An 18,247-nucleotide genomic window follows, 5' to 3' on the forward strand; every position below is an offset into this window, starting at 1 on the left:
ATGACTACAAGTTATCAACAAGATGATTCTCTAGATTCGTCGGCGGAATTTACCGATAATGTTGAGAGTAGGGAGACATTAGGGAAAGTTTTTGAAGTACTTTTTTTGTTAGGATTGCTGATTGGTTTATTTGTCCTAGCGTTGCTACTTTTTGATATTTTTCGAGACGGATTAGGCAGATTTTTATCACCAGGCTTTCTCACGGATACTCCTTCTCGTTTTCCTGACCAAGGTGGTATTCGTCCTGCGATTATCAGCAGCGTTCTTTTAGGCATTGTTGTGATTTTTGTGACTGTCCCTATTGGTGTTGGAGCCGCTTTATATCTAGAAGAGTATGCACCTAAAGTTTGGTGGACAGCGATTATTGAGATTAACATCAGTAATCTGGCGGGAGTACCTTCTATTGTCTATGGATTGCTGGGTTTAGGAGTTTTTAATTATTTGCTTGGGTTTGGCCCCGCTTTGATTTCTGGTGCATTGACTTTATCTTTGCTGTCTTTACCAGTAATTATTGTGACAGCTAGAGAAGCAATTCGCGCTGTCCCAGATTCTCTGAGAAATGCTTCTTACGGATTAGGTGTCACCAAATGGCGAACTATCAGCAGTCACGTTTTACCATACGCTGTCCCTGGTATTTTGACCGGCGTGATTATCTCTGTATCCCGTGCAATTGGTGATGCAGCTTCTCTAATTGTTGTAGGTGCTGTGGGTTTTCTCACTTTTGACCCTGGCTTGTTTCAGAGATTTATGGCATTACCCATTCAAATCTATAGTTATATCACTCGTCCTGAACCGGGTTTTGCTAGTGCAGCAGCAGCCACAATTATTGCGTTGTTAGTCTTGATTTTAGCTTTAAATGGTGTAGCAATTTATATCAGGCAACGCTTCTCAATACGTTAGGTAATTAAATATCTAATTGGATAAATTCACGAATATTAGGAGAACAGCTAAATGACTTATAGCAATCATAGAAGTCAATCAGATAGTGCCACAATAGATCAAGAAAAGAGTGTCTTCAATGTTGAAGGTGTGAAGGTCTTTTATGGGGGATTTCTGGCACTTTTAGATGTCTATCTAAAGATTCCTAATAAACAAATTATTGCTTTTATTGGCCCTTCAGGATGTGGTAAAAGTACTTTACTGCGCTGCTTCAACCGAATGAATGATTTAATCCCTGGAGCTAAGGTTGAGGGTAGACTTAATTATCGCGATCGCAATATTTACGATCCTAAGATAAATTCTGTCAAATTACGCCGCCAAGTCGGAATGGTTTTTCAAAGACCGAATCCTTTCCCCAAGTCAATATACGAAAATATTGCCTTTGGCCCGCGTTCTAACGGTTACAAAGGTAACATTGATGAATTGGTGGAAGATTCCCTCAGACGCGCTGCTATCTGGGATGAAGTCAAAGACAAACTCAAAGAGAAGGGAACTGCATTATCTGGCGGACAACAACAACGACTTTGCATAGCTCGTGCGATCGCCATGAAGCCAGATGTATTATTGATGGATGAACCATGTTCTGCTCTCGACCCCATTTCTAGCCGCCAAGTAGAAGAACTCTGCTTAGAATTGAAGCAGCAATACACCATCATCATGGTGACACACAATATGCAGCAAGCTTCTAGAGTGGCAGATTTCACGGCTTTCTTTAATACAGAAATTGACGAGCATGGCAAACGTCGCGGCAAATTAGTTGAGTTTAATCCTACAGCCCAAATGTTCAGTTCTCCTCAAACTAAAGAAGCTGAAGATTATATCAGTGGACGCTTCGGTTAAAGAGCTTGTTCTAAGTATTTAGGATAATAGACAACCTTGTACAATAAGGTAAAACTTTGTACAGGGTTTTGTTTTGTGATTTCATCCCATACGGCTGTGGGAAGTAATATTCGCTGATAAAGTTGGGGTAAAAGTTCCAGCTGCGCGATAATTGCCAAGGAAATGAGGGGGCTGCTATAGGCAACGATGACAGAGTTAATCATCGCACAATTCGTCGGCGATTTGGTCATCATCTAAGTTGATAACAGGGATTTGCAAACGTCCTAGTTCGTACATGAACTGGGGTTTGTTCATGCTGCAAAAGGCTGCGGCTTTCCCAAGCGATAGCCTGCGTAGCTCAAATAGTTTGACTGCGAGCAAAAATGTGAGTTCTGCTTCTAACGCTTGGGGTTATTTACCGGAGGTAATAAGTAAGTCATCGGGATAATGAAGGGATAGGATGTGCATGATTCACTTCTCTGTTCCTGATTCCTAATTCTGTCTTGATTATGGCTTACACCAGTCCAACTCGCACCCAGTAGTGACTCAACAACAACTCAACGACTGGCTAAATCACGATTAAATCGCTTATCGAAGAATGATGGGCTGATGTTGCTTTGCATTAGCTTAATTCTGGAAAATATGCTGAGGCTTAATAGTCCGAACTTGAAGTAATATTTCAGTTTAGTACTTATACTGTGTATTATGTTTAAGCCTTTGTCATTTGCTTTAGTTGCAGCTACCGTTTTAGTGGCATCAATCAATAATCCCAGCGCTACTTTAGCTAAAACTTGTGCTTCTAAGTGTGGGTCGCACCCAATTCAGTTTACACCTGGGCAATACATCCGAGTTGAAGTTATAAATAGTACACCAAACCTGATTAAAATCCAAAAACCCTCCGGGACTGATGCAATATCCTTGAGTCCAGGACAGAAATTAAGTTTAGAACAAATAGAGGGTGCGGAGCCAAATACATCTCTGATATTTTGGAGCGAAAAGGGTTTATCACTACAAGCAATTGTCTCGAAACCTAACTTTGGTACATTGCGGCTCGAACTCCGTCCGACTTGGCGCTCTCCAGGCGATCGCTCTTTGTATATTATGGATGATGGTAGGATAAACGTGCTTTAGATAGCAAATTAATGTTATTAGTTATGAGTTAAGAAACAACTTTAAATTCAACACTCATAACTAAAAAGTTCTAGTGCTAGACCGACCTGTATCTGAATTCTCAAAACCTACCAGGCGTTTACCTAATCAGCGCTGGCAAATTTATCCACAAAAACCAGAATTTGCCCAAAAACTGGCGGCTTTGATTAATGTTTCACCCATTATCAGCCAGTTGTTGATTAATCGGGGGATCGAAACACCAGAACAGGCACAAGCATTTTTAAATCCAGAGTCTTTAGTTTTACCTTCGCCATTAGAAGATTTCCCAGATTTGGCGATTAGTTTGGAGTTGTTGCAAAATGCGATCGCTACTCAAACAAAAATTGCTATTTGCGGTGACTACGATGCTGATGGAATGACTAGCACTGCTCTACTTTTGCGCAGTCTCCGCACTTTAGGCGCACAAGTAGATTATGCTATTCCCAGCCGGATGCATGAAGGTTACGGTATTAATAAACGCATAGTTGAAGAATTTCACAGCGAAGGTGTAGGATTAATTCTCACTGTAGATAATGGCATCTCTGCGTTTGAACCAGTTGCGAGAGCGAGAGAACTTGGTCTAGCAGTGATTATCACCGATCACCATGATGTACCTCAAAAATTACCGCCAGCTAATGCTATCCTCAATCCTAAGCTAATAGCAGAATCGTCACCTTATCGGGGTGTTGCTGGTGTTGGTGTTGCTTACATTTTGGCAGTGTCTCTCGCACAACAGCTAGGGGAAACTAAGGGTTTGATCCAGCCGATGCTAGCACTGTTTACGCTGGGAACGATCGCAGATTTAGCTCCTTTAACTGGCGTGAATCGCCGTTGGGTAAAGCGCGGTTTACAGCATTTACCCAAATCCAACTTACCCGGAATACAGGCGTTAATTCAGGTAGGTGGCGTACAGGCGAGGGCAGAGGGAGCAGGGGGAGCAGAGGAGAAAATTTCTAATCCAAAATCCAAAATCCAAAATCCAAAATCGCTAAAGCCTGAAGATATTGGGTTTCGCCTGGGGCCAAGAATTAATGCTATTGGTCGAATTGGTAATCCCCAAACTGTGATTGAATTGCTGACTACAGATGATATGGGGGTGGCGCTGGAAAGAGCAATGCAGTGCGAACAAATAAATGCCAGTCGCCAGGAGATGTGTCAGCAAATTGAACAAGAAGTGATCGCTTATGTAGAAGCAGAATTTGTTACATCTCTACAACAAGACCGGGTATTAATTGTTGTTCAACCCAATTGGCATCACGGCGTTATTGGTATCGTCGCCTCCCGCTTGGTAGAACGCTACGGCGTTCCTGTGTTTATCGGTACTTATGAGGACGAGGGACATATACGCGGTTCAGCACGCTCAATTCCAGAGTTTCACGTGTTTGAAGCTTTGGAATATTGTCACGATTTACTAGGGAAATTTGGCGGACACAAAGCTGCTGGGGGATTCTCTCTACCAGCAGAAAATTTACAGGTGTTGCGATCGCGTTTGATTGAGTTTGCTAACCAGTGTCTTGAACCCCAACATCTTAAACCTCTGCTCAAAATTGACGCTGAAGTTAACCTCGATCGGATTAATCAGGAGCTTTACCAACAGCTTAATGCTCTCCACCCCTGCGGTATGGACAACCCCGATCCAGTTTTTTGGACACCTAATGTTCAAGTGGTTGAGCAAAAAATCGTTGGGAAAGGTCACATTAAACTGACAATTGCCCAAACTATTGATAATCAGGAGTATAGAATTAAAGCGATCGCTTGGCGTTGGGGCGACTACTTCCGCTTACCGCCGCGAGTGGATGTAGCTTACAAACTGCGAGAAAATTACTTTAACGGCAACACCACCATCGAACTAGAGTTAATCGGTGTCAGATTACCAATTCAGCTTCAACAATTTTTGGCTTCGCCACCTATACCGTCAAGCACCACCTTTGAGTACAATCAGCGACAGTATACTTGTGGTTTATATAAAAACGGTATTGGCACAGAATTAAGAATTAAAAATTCTGAAGGGAAAGTCTTAGTCATGCAGCCAGGACATATAATTGGTCTACTGGGCACTAATCGTCAAAATGCCAAAGAAGTTGATCTCTCTCACCCACAGTATGACAGTATTATTCAAGCTGCACTTCAGGCTTTATCAGTTAAGAGTTAGATGTTAAGAGTTATTAATTAACCTATCACTTGTGACTGTGATACAGTGAGTGCTGATTTATGAATTATGAGCTATGAGTTGAGAATTAAATTTTATTCCTTACTCTTAACTCCTCATTCCGAATCAGCACTCAGCCCACTTATAAGTTGCCGTTGCGAAATGCCAGTACAAAGATTACTGCTGGGCCAGCAATCACAATTAGCGCTATAGACAATAATTGGAAGATGACTTCCCAATTGATACTGGTAAAAGCGTTAACCAAGTCAGATACAGCGTCAAACATTTTCCTTTTCTCCTCTCAATTGTCTTAAAAAATTCAATAACTTAATTACAAAACCCGAAATCGATCATATCTGGCTATGGACTGCTAGATTTAATTTACTTAACAAAATTATAAGAAAAGATATAAAAACGTAAAATAAGGGAATTGGGCATTGGGAATTGGGAAATCAATAGTCTTTCTTCCCCTGCTCCCTGCTCCCTGCTCCCTTGTTTCTTCCTCATTCCCCATTCCCCACTCCCTAATTAAAAATGTCAACTTGGCAATGTGTAAAACAATGTGGAGCGTGCTGTAATCTCGAACCAGCAGAGCGTCCAGATTTGGATGAGTATCTCTCACCAGCAGAACTAGAACTCTACCTCAGCATGGTAGGTGAAGATGGATGGTGCGTTAATTTCGACCATACCACGCGAGAATGCCGCATCTACTCAGATCGTCCTCGTTTCTGCCGTGTCGAATCAGAAGTTTTTCAAGATATGTATGGGGTTGAACCCGAAGAAGTCAACGATTTTGCTATTGACTGCTGTCGCCAGCAAATAGAAGGAGTATATGGCGATCGCAGTTTTGAAATACTACGCTTTGATAAAGCTGTTGGGCTGTAAGGAGGATGCAAGGAAATTTCTTTGTATTTACTTTAATGTAGTTGCAATTTATTACAACAATCTGAGAATATGATAGAAATATGAAAAAAATTTAGTAACCCAAACTACCGCTTGTGAAACTTGACTCTGCACCTTTGAAGATTTCTGGCATATCTCAGACTGAAATCGAGCTAGAACTGAGAGACAGCAATGATTTGAACTTGACTCCTGCGATCGCCCAGCCAGTTCAGCCTGTAGTTGTCGATAGTCCTCAAAAGCAGCAATCAGTGTTAGTAGTTTTTGGTACAACTTTTGTAACCATTTTTCTAGCAGAAATTGGAGATAAAACTCAGTTATCCACCCTGTTAATGAGTGCAGAATCTCATTCGCCTTGGGTGGTATTTATCGGCTCGGCGGCGGCTTTAATAACCACCAGCTTATTAGGCGTACTTTTAGGTAGTTGGATAGCTAGCCGAGTCAGCCCAAAAACCGTAGAAAAATCAGCCGGTGTGATGTTGTTAGTGATTTCTCTAATGCTCTTTTGGGATGTATTTCAAGGTTAGAGACGCGATTCATCGCGTCTGTACAATTTATTCTCCCTCATCTCCCCCACTCCCCCTTAATAATATGGATTGGCATCTTTTAGGACTGAGCTTTATTACAGTTTTCTTATCAGAATTGGGTGACAAAAGTCAGCTAGCTGCGATCGCACTTTCAGGGCGTTCTAAGTCTCCACATGCAGTATTTTTTGGTGCAGCAGGTGCATTGCTATTAACAAGCCTGTTGGGGGCATTAGCAGGGGGAGCAGTAGCCGAATTATTACCTACACGGTTGTTAAAAGCGATCGCTGCTGTAGGGTTTGCCATCCTCGCTGCACGCTTGTTATTATTTAACAATGAACCATCGACAGATTCTGAACCAACACCATAAAAAGGAATCAGAAAAGAGAATTTAGAATACTCCACCCATGAACGGATAGAGTTATAACACCGTCAGACTCTGATTCATACTAAATTCTGACTCCTGACTCCTGAATTATTCTTCACAAAAGCTCCCAACCAGTTCCTTTATAGCCGTATTGAAAAATTTCTGGATGCAAAATTTCAGCTAAAATTTCTAGAGAATCTACCAGTCGAGGCCCTGGACGATTAAAATAAGAATTGCCATCAGTGATGTAGACCCTACCAGCTTGCGTAGCGTGTAGTTTTTCCCACTCTGGACGTTGAGTTAACAATTTGGCTTCTTGGCGAGTGCGATTTAAATCAAAGCCACAAGGCATAAAAACAATTACATCTGGATTAGTTATTAATAGTGTTTCCCACGGCAAGATAGGAGAAGGCTTACCTATAACAGAAAATAGAGAATGTCCTCCTGCCAAATTAACTAATTCAGGAATCCAATTAGCGGCAATCATCAAAGGGTCAGTCCACTCGATACAGGCTACAGTAGGAAGTTCATTTAAAGAAAGCCCTTGGATTCTTTGCTGACATATTTTGACACGAGCTTCTAAATTTTCTAAGACTTTTACCGAGTCTACCCCAAAGATGTTGCCAACTCGTTCAATATCAGCCCAAACATCTTGGAGAAGATTGGGTTGTAAAGAAATAATCTGCGGTTTACTGTCAATGAGTCTAGCAACTGCCTTTTCAACCTCATGTAAGCTGACAGCACAGACATCGCACTGATCTTGAGTGAGAATATGGGTAGGCTGCAACTGCTCTAAAACATTAGTTTTGATTTCATAAATACTGAGAGCAGATTGCAATAAATTATTTACCTCATCGTTAATTTTGCTGCTAGAGGCATTGGAATCTAAGCGTGCTTGGGTACAAACAGGGCGATTGAGGATTTCTGGAGGGTAATCGCATTCGTGCGATCGCCCCACAATAGCATTAACCAGCCCTAGTGTCGCTAAAATCTCTGTTCCACCGGGAATCAGGGAAACTATTCTTACATTACTATCCGTCATCGTTCCACCCCCATAAAAGTTGGCGTTACCTTAATTTTCGCAAAATTTGACTCATTAAGTATCTTTCTCTAGGGGAATAACGGTGTTTTGGTAGTCATACTGATTATCTATGAAGTTACTCCCAAACAAGAGGCTTTTATCCCTTGCTTCACCAAGCTTGTTTTTGTGTAGTACTAAGAAACAAATTGACTTGCAGCGCTTTTCAATTAATTAAACTACACTACTCCCCAATTTAAAACACTATACTACTTAATATGTAGAATTACTCGATAGTGGAATTCTTTTAAATGCTAATTATCCCCTGGCAAAAATTACTGAAATCAAGTAATAAAAACAATTAGCAAAATTTAGTTTTGAACTCGTTACTTAGAATCAAAAAAAATAATTAGAAAAAATATACTTTCCGGTTATGAAAAACCATATCAAGTAATTGTAGTTATACAAAGACAGTTCTACTTTTTGCGTAGAAGTGCAAGGCAAAATTATTTCTTCTTGAGGTCAAGTGATGCAGGTGGTGTCAGCTAGGGATATTACAGAGCAAAAGCAGGCCCAAGAGGCTTTACAAATCAGAGAAAATAGTCGGCGCAAACAAAGCCAGACGCTAGTACAACTGGCAAGAAGTAAAACATTTCAGCAAGGTAATCTCAATGCAGTATTAAGAGAGATTACAGAAACTGCTGCTCAAACGCTTTTAGTGAAGCGAGTGGGAGTGTGGCTATATAATGAAGATCGTTCAAAAATTGAATGCATTGATTTATATGATTTAAGCACCAAGGAGCATAGCTTTGGCAACTCACTTTCGCAAAAAAATTATCCAGTTTATTTCCAGGCTTTAGAAGAAGAACGAACCATTGCCGCAGATGATGTCAGAAACGACATCAGAACCCAAGAATTATTAGAGTCTTATCTTGCTGTTTTAGGCATCACATCTCTGCTGGATGCACCAATTTGGCTAGAGGGTCGGTTAGTTGGCGTAGTGTGTCACGAACACATAGGCGAAAGTCGCCAATGGACTTTGGAAGAAGAGACTTTTGCTGGCTCGATCGCAGATTTTGTTACCCTGGCTATAGAAGCAAGCGAGCGAAACACCGTACAAGAAGCACTGCGAAAAAGCGAGGCGCAATTTCGGGCGATTTTTGAGCGTTCTTCTATCGGCATTGGACTTATAGATATGAAAGCGCAGATAGTCGATATCAATCCAGTACTGTGTGAAATTTTAGGATATAGCCGAGAAGAACTATCCGGCAAGCGCTTTACAGATTATATTTCCACACAAAAGGGAGATTTAAAACTTTACAAACAACTGATGTCAGGAATCCGCACAGAGCTAAAGATAACTTCGAGCTTGGGCTTTCAACCTTCCGAACTTCAGGAAGAGGTTGTGGAAAGACATCGCATTGAAATGGAAAGACGCTGCTTACATAAAAATGGTAGCCTAGTTTGGACTCACATATCTGTTTCTGTTATACCAGACAGCAATGGTGAACCTGAGTTTTTTCTAGCGATGATTGAGGATATTACTGAACGCAAGGAAACAGAATTGAAACTGCGTGCCTCTCAAGAAGCAGCAGAAGCTGCTAATCGAGCCAAAAGTGAATTTTTAACAACCATGAGCCACGAACTACGAACGCCTCTTAATGCGATTATGGGCTTATCACAGTTACTACAACAAGAAATAGTTGGCTCTCTGAATGAAAAACAAAGCGAATATGTAAGTTGTATATATAGTAGTGGTGAGCATTTGCTGGCACTGATTAACGATATCCTTGACTTATCTAAGGTAGAAGCAGGTAAAGAAAAGCTATTAATCTCACCTTTAGCAGTGTCCGACTTATGTAATTATGCTATATGGACAGTGCGCGATCGCGCCTCAGAAAAGGGATTACAACTCACCTGTGAAATTGACCTAGAAGATGATATTTGCATTGCTGATGAGCGGCGCATCAAGCAAATGCTCCTCAACCTGCTCACCAATGCCATTAAATTTACCCCAGCCGGCAAGGTATCGTTGGTAGTGAAAAAAGTACCCCAAGGAATAACCTTTACAGTTTCAGATACTGGAATTGGTATAGATTCAAACCAGTTTCAATTTCTATTTGAACCGTTTAAACAGCTTGACAGTCGGTTAAATCGACAATATGAAGGCACTGGTTTGGGTTTAGCTTTAACCCGCAAATTAGCGCGTTTACATGGTGGAGATGTTACTTTTACATCCACTTTGGGAAAGGGTAGTCAGTTCACTTTGTTTCTACCAAATCCCTTGCTTTCGGGAGCAATGGAGGATGAACTAGATGGGGGAGATGGGGAGGAAAATATTGCTTAAATCTTTAAAAAATATGACCCTTACATAAGTCCAAATTTAGTTTTTTTGTAAAATGTCAGACTTAGAAAATTTTACACCTAAACTCACAGCAGATGGTTCATTCACCTTTGTCTCTCAAGAGTTTGGTGAATCTTTTCACAGCCATTATGGAGCGAAGCAGGAGAGTTTTTTTAAGTTTGTGGAACCAACTCAACTGGCTACAATCGCGCAAAAATCAGTCTTGCGGTTGTTAGATGTTTGTTATGGGCTAGGATATAACACAGCTGCTGCTTTGCAGACAATTTGGACAGTGAATCCCAGTTGTTGCGTTGAAGTAATCGGTTTAGAACTGAATCCAGCAGTACCACAAGCTGCGATCGCTCACCACTTGTTCGATAGCTGGGACTTTACTTATACTGAAATTTTGTCCCAGCTTGCTTTTGAGCATCAAGTGCAAACACCTCACCTGAGAGCGAAGCTACTAATTGGTGATGCTAGAACAACCATCGCCCTAGTCCGTCAGTCGAGTTTTTGGGCAGATGCAATTTTCCTCGATCCTTTCTCACCACCACAGTGTCCTCAATTATGGACTGTTGAATTTATCAAACAACTGTCATTGTGTTTACATCAAGATGGTCTATTAGCTACCTATTCTTGTGCTGCTGCTGTACGCACAGCCCTTGTATCTGCTGGTTTAGCTATAGGTTCTACCCCACCCGTAGGTAGGCGATCGCCTGGTACTGTGGCAGCCTATTCTGGGAGTACTGAGTCCAAAAACTGCTCAAGACTGACCACTCTCTCACAAGTTGAAAAAGAACACTTGCTAACTCGTGCTGCTATCCCCTATCGCGATCCTCAATTATGCGATCCAACTGAAGTCATAGTAATGCGCCGACAACAAGAGCAACAAACCTCCTCTCTCGAACCTACCTCCCATTGGCGAAAAAAATGGCTATTGGGAACACAAGGCAGGGATTTTATGGGAAGTAGTTTGTAGTTATACTGATTAATGAGGTTCTGTAGAAGACAAGGGAATTTTGCCCCAAGTCTCACCAAGGTCTTCAATTCCAGACAAATTATCTATACTTTACCCAAGATTCTGATTTCTTTTCCAGATACTTAGGTAACGAGTTTGACAATGTAAGTAAACTAGACTCATAATGTGTTTAATTTTACGTATCTTTAAGCATTGTTTGGGTATTGCAATAAGCGAGTAAGTAAAAATATGTATACTTAATGATTACCATAAAAACTTCTAAGGAAAAGCCCTATTTTTGAGATAAATTGAGCAATTACAGTGCTTATTGGCGTTGTAACTTGAAAAAATATCCGTGAAAAACCTGATTTAAAATTTATACAAATTTATCATACTGGAATTAGAAGCAAAAAATTTGACAATAACATATCCTTTGTTCCTAATATAAAAGATACAAGCTGCAAAAAACTCAGATAGGCAGCTTGAGACAATACATAATCCTGATGAAAACTCTGACTCAGATACAGTAAAACATTAAATTTCTTTTTCAAATCTAAACACTGTTAACTTGTGCAAAAACTTGGAGTGCCTTTGTGATTCAATGGAAATCCAACCATACTGGCTTTACAAAACAAATTGTTAATGAGTCAAACCCCATTAGCACAGTAAAGAGTATCGGTTCAAATCATGCTGTAGGATTGCAAAATAATGTGGAGGCTTATGCTTTAGGCTTATCTGAAGAAGACCTGATGCTTAAAGATAGTCAAGCTGCCTCTTCTTGGATAAAAGTTGATGTTTGTGGTGATGATTCCTTAGTCTCTAGAACACTACAAGTAAAAGGTTCTAAAGTGAATGGATTTGATTTAGAACCGCCGAAGGTTTTAGTAGTTGACGATCATGCCGCCAGTCGGATGACTGCTGTTGCCCTCTTGGGGATGGAAGGATACGAAGTGATTGAGGCAGACAGTGGTTCTATTGTTGTCGGATTGGTAACTCAAAAACAACCAGATTTGATTTTGCTGGATGTGATGATGCCAGGAATGGATGGATTTGAAGTTTGCCAACTACTAAAACAGGATGAGCAAACTAGGCTAATTCCAGTAATTTTTATTACAGCATTAAATGACAGGCGATCGCGCATTCGGGGAATTGAAGTTGGGGCAGATGATTTTCTCACCAAACCCTTTGATCGTGTAGAACTAGCGGCGCGTGTAAAGTCCTTGGTGCGGCAAAAGCGTCTAAACGAAGATTTAGATCATGCCGAACAAGTACTATTTTCCATTGCTATGTCCATTGAAAGTCGCGATCCCAACACAGGCAATCATTGTGAACGCCTGGTAAAACTAGGACAAGTTTTTGGTGAATACCTCAACCTCTCACGCTACCAAATTCGAGATTTGATGTGGGGTGGCTATCTCCACGATATCGGCAAGGTGGGTATTCCCGATGCAGTGCTATTGAAAAAAAACCAACTCACTCCCGAAGATTGGCAGATAATGCAGCAGCACGTTTTAATTGGGGAAAAAATCTGCCAGCCACTACGCAGTATGCGGGGTGTAATTCCCATTATTCGCCATCACCACGAGCGCTGGGATGGCTCAGGCTATCCTGATAGACTCAAGGGGAATGATATTCCCTATCTGGCCCAAGTATTTCAGTTAATTGATATTTACGATGCTTTAACCAGTGAACGACCTTACAAAATAGCCTATACCACAGAAGAAGCACTTTCAGTAATGCGAGAAGAAGCTAATTCCGGTTGGCGCAATCCTAAACTAATGCAGCAATTTGCCGAGTTTATTCGCTCTTGTCAAGAAAAATAGTAGGTAGTGGAGGATAATACACTTCTTACAGAAGTAGGGAAAAAGCGTAATCAAAACCCTCGATTAGCTGGTATGATTTGAGCCTATATTTCAAAGTACCAACAGCATTAATCATAATTTTACTGATAGCTGATAGCTAATTATGGTAGTTGTAGCAATTCTAGCGGCGGGACGCGGCACACGGATGAAATCAAGCTTACCCAAAGTTTTACATTCTTTGGGGGGGCGATCGCTAATAGAAAGAGTTCTCGAAAGTGTAGAACCACTTTCACCCTCACGGCGAATCGCGATCGTGGGATATCAGTCCGAGGAAGTGCAAGCCGCCATGCATTCAATTCCCGGCTTGGAGTTTGTCGAACAGACTGTGCAACTGGGAACAGGTCACGCCATCCAACAATTACTTCCTCACTTGGAAGATTACACAGGAGATTTACTGATACTTAACGGTGATTTACCGTTGATACGCAGCGAAACTCTCAAGCAGATGTTACAAACTCATACCCGAAATCAAAACGCCGCCACTATTCTCACCTCACACATATCCGACCCTACAGGCTACGGGCGAGTTTTTTGTAACGATGAAAATATTGTGCAGCTTATGGTTGAACACAAAGATTGTACTGCTGCTCAAAGACAAAATCAGCGGATTAACGCTGGAGTTTACTGTTTCCGCTGGCCAGATTTGGCAAAAATGCTTCCTCACTTACAAGCAAACAATGCCCAAAAAGAATACTATCTTACTGATGCCGTGACTCAGGTCGGACAAGTGATGGCAGTAGATGTGGAAGATTATCAAGAAATTCTCGGCATTAACGATCGCCTACAACTGGCAACAGCATCAGAAATTTTACAAAAACGAGTCAAGGAAAAATGGATGCTAGCAGGTGTCACCCTCATCGACCCCACAAGCATTACCATTGATGAAACAGTGGAATTATACCCAGATGTCATTATTGAACCCCAAACTCACCTGCGGGGAAATACAGTAATTCACACAGGAAGTCACATTGGTCCAGGAAGTTTAATTGAAAATAGCCACTTGGCTGAAAATGTCACAGTCCAGTATTCAGTAGTAATAAATAGCAGTGTGCAGACAGGAAGCCGAATCGGCCCTTATGCTCATTTACGCGGTCAGGTAGAGGTAGGTGCTGGTTGTCGTGTGGGGAATTTTGTGGAATTGAAAAATACACAATTAGGCGATCGCACAAATGCAGCACATTTGTCATATATAGGTGATAGCGTTGTTGGTAATCAGGTAAATATTGGTGCCGGGACAATTACCGCCAATTATGACGGCGTGAAGAAACATCTTACCAAAATAGGCGATCGCACAAAAACTGGTGCCAATAGCGTTTTAGTTGCTCCACTCACTTTGGGTAATGATGTCTACATCGCAGCTGGTTCAACTGTTACAGAAGATGTGCCTGATGATTCTCTAGTGATTGCCCGTAGTCGTCAGGTGGTGAAACCAGCTTGGCGGAGGAAAAGTTAGGAATGTAATTCTTCTTTCTGCTTCCAGAAAATACTACGTTCTTTAACAGGCAACCAATGGTTGCCTCAATGCTGATTAGCTTACCTTTGGTGAGCTTCGCTAATACATCCACATTGCCACAACGCCTTTATAGTCGCAAATAGTACTTATATTTTCTCGCGAATGATTCAGCATTGCTAAAGAATCATTGACGAGCTAAGTATATACGCAATATAATTGTTGTAGTAGAACCTAACGATAGAGTTAATTAAAATATTTTTCCCAGAGAATAAAGACAAGCAATATTGAAGATAATTTGGATGAAATAAATGAACACCAAAATTATTGCTTTCTTGGGAATTACCGCAGCTTTTGTAAGCTTAGGAAGCCAAGTGTACGCCCAGTCACCAGCATCCAAAGCAAATCCAGGACAATACAGATTTACTGGTGATTCTCTAATTGGAATTGATCGTAGAACAGCCCAAAATGACTTCGGAAGGTTTTTTGAGCAAACGAATCCAGCAAGCATCTCTAATAATAGAAGAGACAAAACTCCGGCCAAAATCCAATTTAACGAATCATTATCACTACCAGACACTTCTGTTTTCTTAACACCAGCTCGATCTGGCAATGACAATGACGGATTGCAAGTACAGTTAGATATAAAGAGACAATAATCAGGTATAAAGGTTGACGCGGCAATTTCAGTTTGTCATTAGTGTCAACTTAGATTTGCAAGCCAGTTGCTTATTGCTGTTAAGTAAAGATAAGTTGCGAGCTAATCAGAAAAATTGCTATGGGAATCATATTTGATTGCGTGAAAAAATATAAGTATCTGTAGGGGAGCCAGTCATTTGGGCAAGTTTCCCGACTTGAGCGTTGCGTTAGCGTAGTGTCTCCTTCAGGAGAAGGAGCGTCACTGGCGTTGTGTTAGACAAAACGTCGTAACGCACCATAAGCTTAGAGTACTGACATTGTGTTAGCACAGAAAGTACGGCATTAAACCCTTGATAATGGTGCGTTACGAACTTCGTTATAACACAACGCCAGTTGCCACAACGGAGGGAACCTCCCTTCGGGTTCACCAGTCGCCTACAGCGCTGGATTCACCGCAACGCACTGGCTCCCTCACAATACCTAATTTTGTTCAAAAATCAAATAGGAGTCTTATATCAAAGCAGCTATGCATATACTTGGCCATACAACTCCATCATCGGGCTACATATTAGCGCTGGACTTAGGTACAACAGGCAACCGCGCCTTTGTATTTAACGCAGACGGCAAGATTGTTGGGCAAGCATATAAAGAAATAACTCAGTATTATCCTCAGCCAGGATGGTTAGAACACGATCCTCAACAAATCTGGCAAGATACCTGTTGGGTGATGCAAACTGCAATTGGGAATGCCCAGATTGTTCCATCTACGATCGCAGCTTTGGGACTAACTGTACAGCGCGAAACCTGTTTGATTTGGGACAAAACCACTGGTAAACCACTCCATAGAGCGATCGTCTGGCAAGATCGCCGCACTGCTCCCCTTTGTCACCAGTTGCAAGAGCAAGGCTATGCTGATGAAATTTACGATCGCACCGGATTAATCATTGATGCCTATTTTTCTGCTACTAAGCTCAGATGGCTATTAGACAAGGTTACAGATATCGATCTAAACAACATATTAGCAGGGACTATTGATACCTGGGTGCTATGGAATCTCACAGGGGGTAAAGTTCATGCTACCGATCACAGCAACGCCAGCCGGACAATGTTGATGAATCTCAAAACCTGTGAGTGGGATGAAAATTTACTGAATCTGTTTCAAATTCCGGTTGATATTTTACCCCAAATTCAGCCTAGTTTAGGAATATTTGGAGTTACCGATCCTACTTTGTTGGGCGCTGAAATTCCCATTACCGCCATCTTGGGAGATCAACAAGCGGCTTTATTTGGTCATGGCTGCGATCGCCCCGGTTTGATAAAATGTACTTACGGGACTGGTAGCTTTTTAGTAGCCCACACAGGCAATCAAATTGTGCGATCTCTACGAGGGGCTACGCCTACGCACCATCAACTCATTTCTACAGTGGCATGGACAAAATTAAACCCAAGTGGAGCCTTGGATGTAGGCTATGCCTTAGAAGGCAGTATGTTTACCAGTGGAGCTTGTATTCAATGGTTGCGCGATCGCCTCAAACTGATTAAAACTGCTGCTGAAAGTGAAACGATGGCAAATCAGGTAACAGATAATGGCGGAGTATACTTTGTCCCTGCATTTAGTGGACTGGGCGCACCTTATTGGGATATGAGTGCTAGGGGAGCCTTTTTCGGCATTACCGCCAGTGTCCAACCAGAGCATCTAGTACGCGCTGTATTGGAAGCGATCGCTTATCAAGTTCTAGAAGTCGTGCAAGCGGTTAATGCATCTAGCACTACTCCAGTTGGTCGATTAACCGTAGATGGTGGTGCTTGCGAGAATAATTTTTTGATGCAGTTCCAGGCTGATGTATTAGGTATTCCAGTTGAACGGCCGATCATGCGCGATACAACCGTTCAGGGTGCAGCATTTGCAGCAGGTTTAGCTGTAGGATTTTGGGATAACTATGAAGCACTGGTGCAGCAACGACAAATTGAGCGTGTGTTTGAGCCGAGGAGCGATCGCCCATTGTCCAATTTTGGTATTTGGCAAAAAGCAGTGAAACGAACTCTTGCTTGGGAGGAGTAGTTACCTTTTGATCGTGTTAATTTCTGTGTATCTAAAAAAATATCACTCATATATAAGGATGCTGGATGCATGATTACTAAACCTAAGATTTTTATTGATGGCGAATCGGGAACCACAGGCTTACAAATTGTCTCACGCCTCAATCAACGGGATGATATCGAGTTAGTTAGTATTGATGCGTCTAAACGTAAGGATGCAACTGAGCGAGCCAAACTAATTAATGCCGTCGATGTTGTTATTCTCTGCTTACCTGATGATGCGGCCCGTGAAGCTGTCAGCTTAGTCAGTAGTACTACGGTTAAGATTCTTGATGCTAGTAGTGCCCATCGCACAGCTAATAGCTGGGTATATGGCTTCCCTGAACTCAATCCAGGACAGCGAGAGAAAATTGCCAGCGCGCAGTTTGTCAGCAATCCAGGCTGTTATCCCACAGGATTTTTAGCCTGTATCCGTCCGTTGATTGCGAAGGAACTTTTAAAAAGTAATTTTCCCATCACCATTAACGCAGTATCAGGTTACTCCGGTGGTGGAAAGAATCTCATCAACCAATACCATACCTTCCATGAACAGCAAGCTGGGGGAGACTCACTATATCCATACAGCATCTATGGTTTGCAGTTTGGGCATAAGCACGTCAAGGAAATGCATTATTATTCAGGTTTAGCATCGCCACCACTGTTTGTACCGTCGGTAGGGGATTTTGAGCAAGGGATGCTAGTTCAAGTGCCTTTGCCGCTAGGGACTTTGGATAATCCACCATCAGGTGAGGTAATCTATAAAGCGATCGCTGATTACTACCAAGGTGAAAAATTTGTGCAGGTTGCTCCATACCAAGATTCTACTCTGCTGCGAGACGGAATCTTTTTGGATGCGCTCGCAATCAACAGCACCAATATTGTTCAGCTTTTTGTATTCGCCAATGACACCACCAAAGAAGCATTGCTAATTGCACGTCTTGACAACTTGGGCAAAGGCGCATCAGGAGCCGCAATCCAAAATCTAAACATCATGTTAGGCTTTCCAGAAGAATTAGGATTGTTATGAAAAAACATTAGGGAATAGGGGAA

At 41.7% G+C, this 18,247-nt stretch carries 17 protein-coding genes and 1 pseudogene; 14 read left to right on the plus strand and 4 right to left on the minus strand.

From position 1 onward, the window contains the following. Positions 1-900, plus strand: coding sequence for a phosphate ABC transporter permease PstA (pstA, locus tag GTQ43_RS29830; RefSeq protein ID WP_265276251.1), 900 nt, complete (start codon positions 1-3; stop codon positions 898-900). Positions 901-951: 51 nt separating this feature from the next. Beyond that, complete coding sequence (gene pstB, locus GTQ43_RS29835; RefSeq protein WP_265276252.1) at positions 952-1,779, plus strand: phosphate ABC transporter ATP-binding protein PstB; 828 nt, start codon at positions 952-954, stop codon at positions 1,777-1,779. Here pstB and GTQ43_RS29840 read toward each other — a convergent pair. Then, entirely contained in the window at positions 1,776-1,982 is a 207-nt protein-coding gene (locus GTQ43_RS29840) for a hypothetical protein (RefSeq protein WP_265276253.1), read from the minus strand. The genes pstB and GTQ43_RS29840 overlap by 4 nt on opposite strands. Further along, positions 1,975-2,157: pseudogene (locus GTQ43_RS29845) on the minus strand (UPF0175 family protein); the annotation flags it as partial. The gene GTQ43_RS29840 and the pseudogene GTQ43_RS29845, both read right to left, overlap by 8 nt. 306 nt (positions 2,158-2,463) lie before the next feature. Between GTQ43_RS29845 and GTQ43_RS29850 the strand changes: the two are divergent. Continuing rightward, positions 2,464-2,889 carry a hypothetical protein gene (locus GTQ43_RS29850; RefSeq protein WP_265276254.1) on the plus strand — a complete coding sequence of 142 codons (426 nt, stop codon included), beginning with the start codon at positions 2,464-2,466 and terminating at the stop codon, positions 2,887-2,889. 73 nt (positions 2,890-2,962) lie between these two features. Beyond that, positions 2,963-5,059, plus strand: a complete 2,097-nt coding sequence (locus tag GTQ43_RS29855; RefSeq protein WP_265276255.1) for a single-stranded-DNA-specific exonuclease RecJ — start codon at positions 2,963-2,965, stop codon at positions 5,057-5,059. 139 nt (positions 5,060-5,198) lie between these two features. On the opposite strand, the gene psb30 is transcribed toward GTQ43_RS29855, so the two are convergent. Further along, a complete protein-coding gene (gene psb30, locus GTQ43_RS29860) occupies positions 5,199-5,342 on the minus strand; it encodes a photosystem II reaction center protein Ycf12/Psb30 (RefSeq protein WP_265276256.1) in 144 nt (47 codons plus the stop codon). Between the two features lie 248 nt (positions 5,343-5,590). On the opposite strand from psb30, the gene GTQ43_RS29865 reads away from it, so the two are divergent. The 3 genes from GTQ43_RS29865 (at position 5,591) to GTQ43_RS29875 (ending at position 6,850) form a co-directional block, all read left to right on the plus strand. Next, positions 5,591-5,941 carry a YkgJ family cysteine cluster protein gene (locus GTQ43_RS29865; protein ID WP_265276257.1) on the plus strand — a complete coding sequence of 117 codons (351 nt, stop codon included), beginning with the start codon at positions 5,591-5,593 and terminating at the stop codon, positions 5,939-5,941. Between the two features lie 113 nt (positions 5,942-6,054). Beyond that, positions 6,055-6,483, plus strand: coding sequence for a TMEM165/GDT1 family protein (locus GTQ43_RS29870; protein ID WP_265276258.1), 429 nt, complete (start codon positions 6,055-6,057; stop codon positions 6,481-6,483). A 64-nt stretch (positions 6,484-6,547) separates the two neighbouring features. Further along, positions 6,548-6,850, plus strand: coding sequence for a TMEM165/GDT1 family protein (locus tag GTQ43_RS29875; protein ID WP_265276259.1), 303 nt, complete (start codon positions 6,548-6,550; stop codon positions 6,848-6,850). 112 nt (positions 6,851-6,962) lie between these two features. Here GTQ43_RS29875 and GTQ43_RS29880 read toward each other — a convergent pair whose 3' ends face one another. Further along, positions 6,963-7,889, minus strand: coding sequence for a cobalamin-binding protein (locus GTQ43_RS29880; protein ID WP_265276260.1), 927 nt, complete (start codon positions 7,887-7,889; stop codon positions 6,963-6,965). A gap of 505 nt (positions 7,890-8,394) precedes the next feature. On the opposite strand from GTQ43_RS29880, the gene GTQ43_RS29885 reads away from it, so the two are divergent. The 7 genes from GTQ43_RS29885 to argC all read left to right on the plus strand — a co-directional run bounded on the left by GTQ43_RS29885 (position 8,395) and on the right by argC (position 18,224). After that, on the plus strand, positions 8,395-10,212 hold the full coding sequence (locus tag GTQ43_RS29885) for a PAS domain S-box protein (RefSeq protein WP_265276261.1): 1,818 nt from the start codon (positions 8,395-8,397) through the stop codon (positions 10,210-10,212). A 52-nt stretch (positions 10,213-10,264) separates the two neighbouring features. Then, positions 10,265-11,188: a tRNA (5-methylaminomethyl-2-thiouridine)(34)-methyltransferase MnmD gene (locus tag GTQ43_RS29890; RefSeq protein ID WP_265276262.1), complete on the plus strand. Its 924-nt coding sequence runs from the start codon at positions 10,265-10,267 to the stop codon at positions 11,186-11,188. A gap of 572 nt (positions 11,189-11,760) precedes the next feature. Further along, entirely contained in the window at positions 11,761-12,990 is a 1,230-nt protein-coding gene (locus GTQ43_RS29895) for a two-component system response regulator (protein WP_265276263.1), read from the plus strand. Between the two features lie 142 nt (positions 12,991-13,132). Continuing rightward, positions 13,133-14,482, plus strand: coding sequence for a bifunctional UDP-N-acetylglucosamine diphosphorylase/glucosamine-1-phosphate N-acetyltransferase GlmU (glmU, locus tag GTQ43_RS29900; RefSeq protein WP_265276264.1), 1,350 nt, complete (start codon positions 13,133-13,135; stop codon positions 14,480-14,482). A gap of 308 nt (positions 14,483-14,790) precedes the next feature. Then, positions 14,791-15,138, plus strand: a complete 348-nt coding sequence (locus GTQ43_RS29905; protein ID WP_265276265.1) for a hypothetical protein — start codon at positions 14,791-14,793, stop codon at positions 15,136-15,138. Between the two features lie 506 nt (positions 15,139-15,644). Further along, positions 15,645-17,180, plus strand: a complete 1,536-nt coding sequence (glpK, locus tag GTQ43_RS29910; RefSeq protein ID WP_265276266.1) for a glycerol kinase GlpK — start codon at positions 15,645-15,647, stop codon at positions 17,178-17,180. Positions 17,181-17,252: 72 nt separating this feature from the next. Beyond that, positions 17,253-18,224, plus strand: coding sequence for an N-acetyl-gamma-glutamyl-phosphate reductase (gene argC, locus GTQ43_RS29915; RefSeq protein WP_265276580.1), 972 nt, complete (start codon positions 17,253-17,255; stop codon positions 18,222-18,224). Positions 18,225-18,247: the final 23 nt, after the last annotated feature.

The sequence above is a fragment of the Nostoc sp. KVJ3 genome (assembly GCF_026127265.1).
Classification (GTDB): Bacteria; Cyanobacteriota; Cyanobacteriia; order Cyanobacteriales; family Nostocaceae; genus Nostoc.

What these genes read in the sequence shown, in the direction of transcription:
- pstA (WP_265276251.1), top strand. Translation starts at nt 1, where the DNA reads ATGACTACAAGTTATCAACAAGATGATTCTCTAGATTCGTCGGCGGAA.
- GTQ43_RS29880 (WP_265276260.1), bottom strand. Translation starts at nt 7,889, where the DNA reads ATGACGGATAGTAATGTAAGAATAGTTTCCCTGATTCCCGGTGGAACA.
- pstB (WP_265276252.1), top strand. Translation starts at nt 952, where the DNA reads ATGACTTATAGCAATCATAGAAGTCAATCAGATAGTGCCACAATAGAT.
- glpK (WP_265276266.1), top strand. Translation starts at nt 15,645, where the DNA reads ATGCATATACTTGGCCATACAACTCCATCATCGGGCTACATATTAGCG.
- GTQ43_RS29850 (WP_265276254.1), top strand. Translation starts at nt 2,464, where the DNA reads ATGTTTAAGCCTTTGTCATTTGCTTTAGTTGCAGCTACCGTTTTAGTG.
- GTQ43_RS29865 (WP_265276257.1), top strand. Translation starts at nt 5,591, where the DNA reads ATGTCAACTTGGCAATGTGTAAAACAATGTGGAGCGTGCTGTAATCTC.
- psb30 (WP_265276256.1), bottom strand. Translation starts at nt 5,342, where the DNA reads ATGTTTGACGCTGTATCTGACTTGGTTAACGCTTTTACCAGTATCAAT.
- GTQ43_RS29890 (WP_265276262.1), top strand. Translation starts at nt 10,265, where the DNA reads ATGTCAGACTTAGAAAATTTTACACCTAAACTCACAGCAGATGGTTCA.
- GTQ43_RS29905 (WP_265276265.1), top strand. Translation starts at nt 14,791, where the DNA reads ATGAACACCAAAATTATTGCTTTCTTGGGAATTACCGCAGCTTTTGTA.
- glmU (WP_265276264.1), top strand. Translation starts at nt 13,133, where the DNA reads ATGGTAGTTGTAGCAATTCTAGCGGCGGGACGCGGCACACGGATGAAA.
- GTQ43_RS29840 (WP_265276253.1), bottom strand. Translation starts at nt 1,982, where the DNA reads ATGATTAACTCTGTCATCGTTGCCTATAGCAGCCCCCTCATTTCCTTG.
- GTQ43_RS29875 (WP_265276259.1), top strand. Translation starts at nt 6,548, where the DNA reads ATGGATTGGCATCTTTTAGGACTGAGCTTTATTACAGTTTTCTTATCA.
- GTQ43_RS29885 (WP_265276261.1), top strand. Translation starts at nt 8,395, where the DNA reads ATGCAGGTGGTGTCAGCTAGGGATATTACAGAGCAAAAGCAGGCCCAA.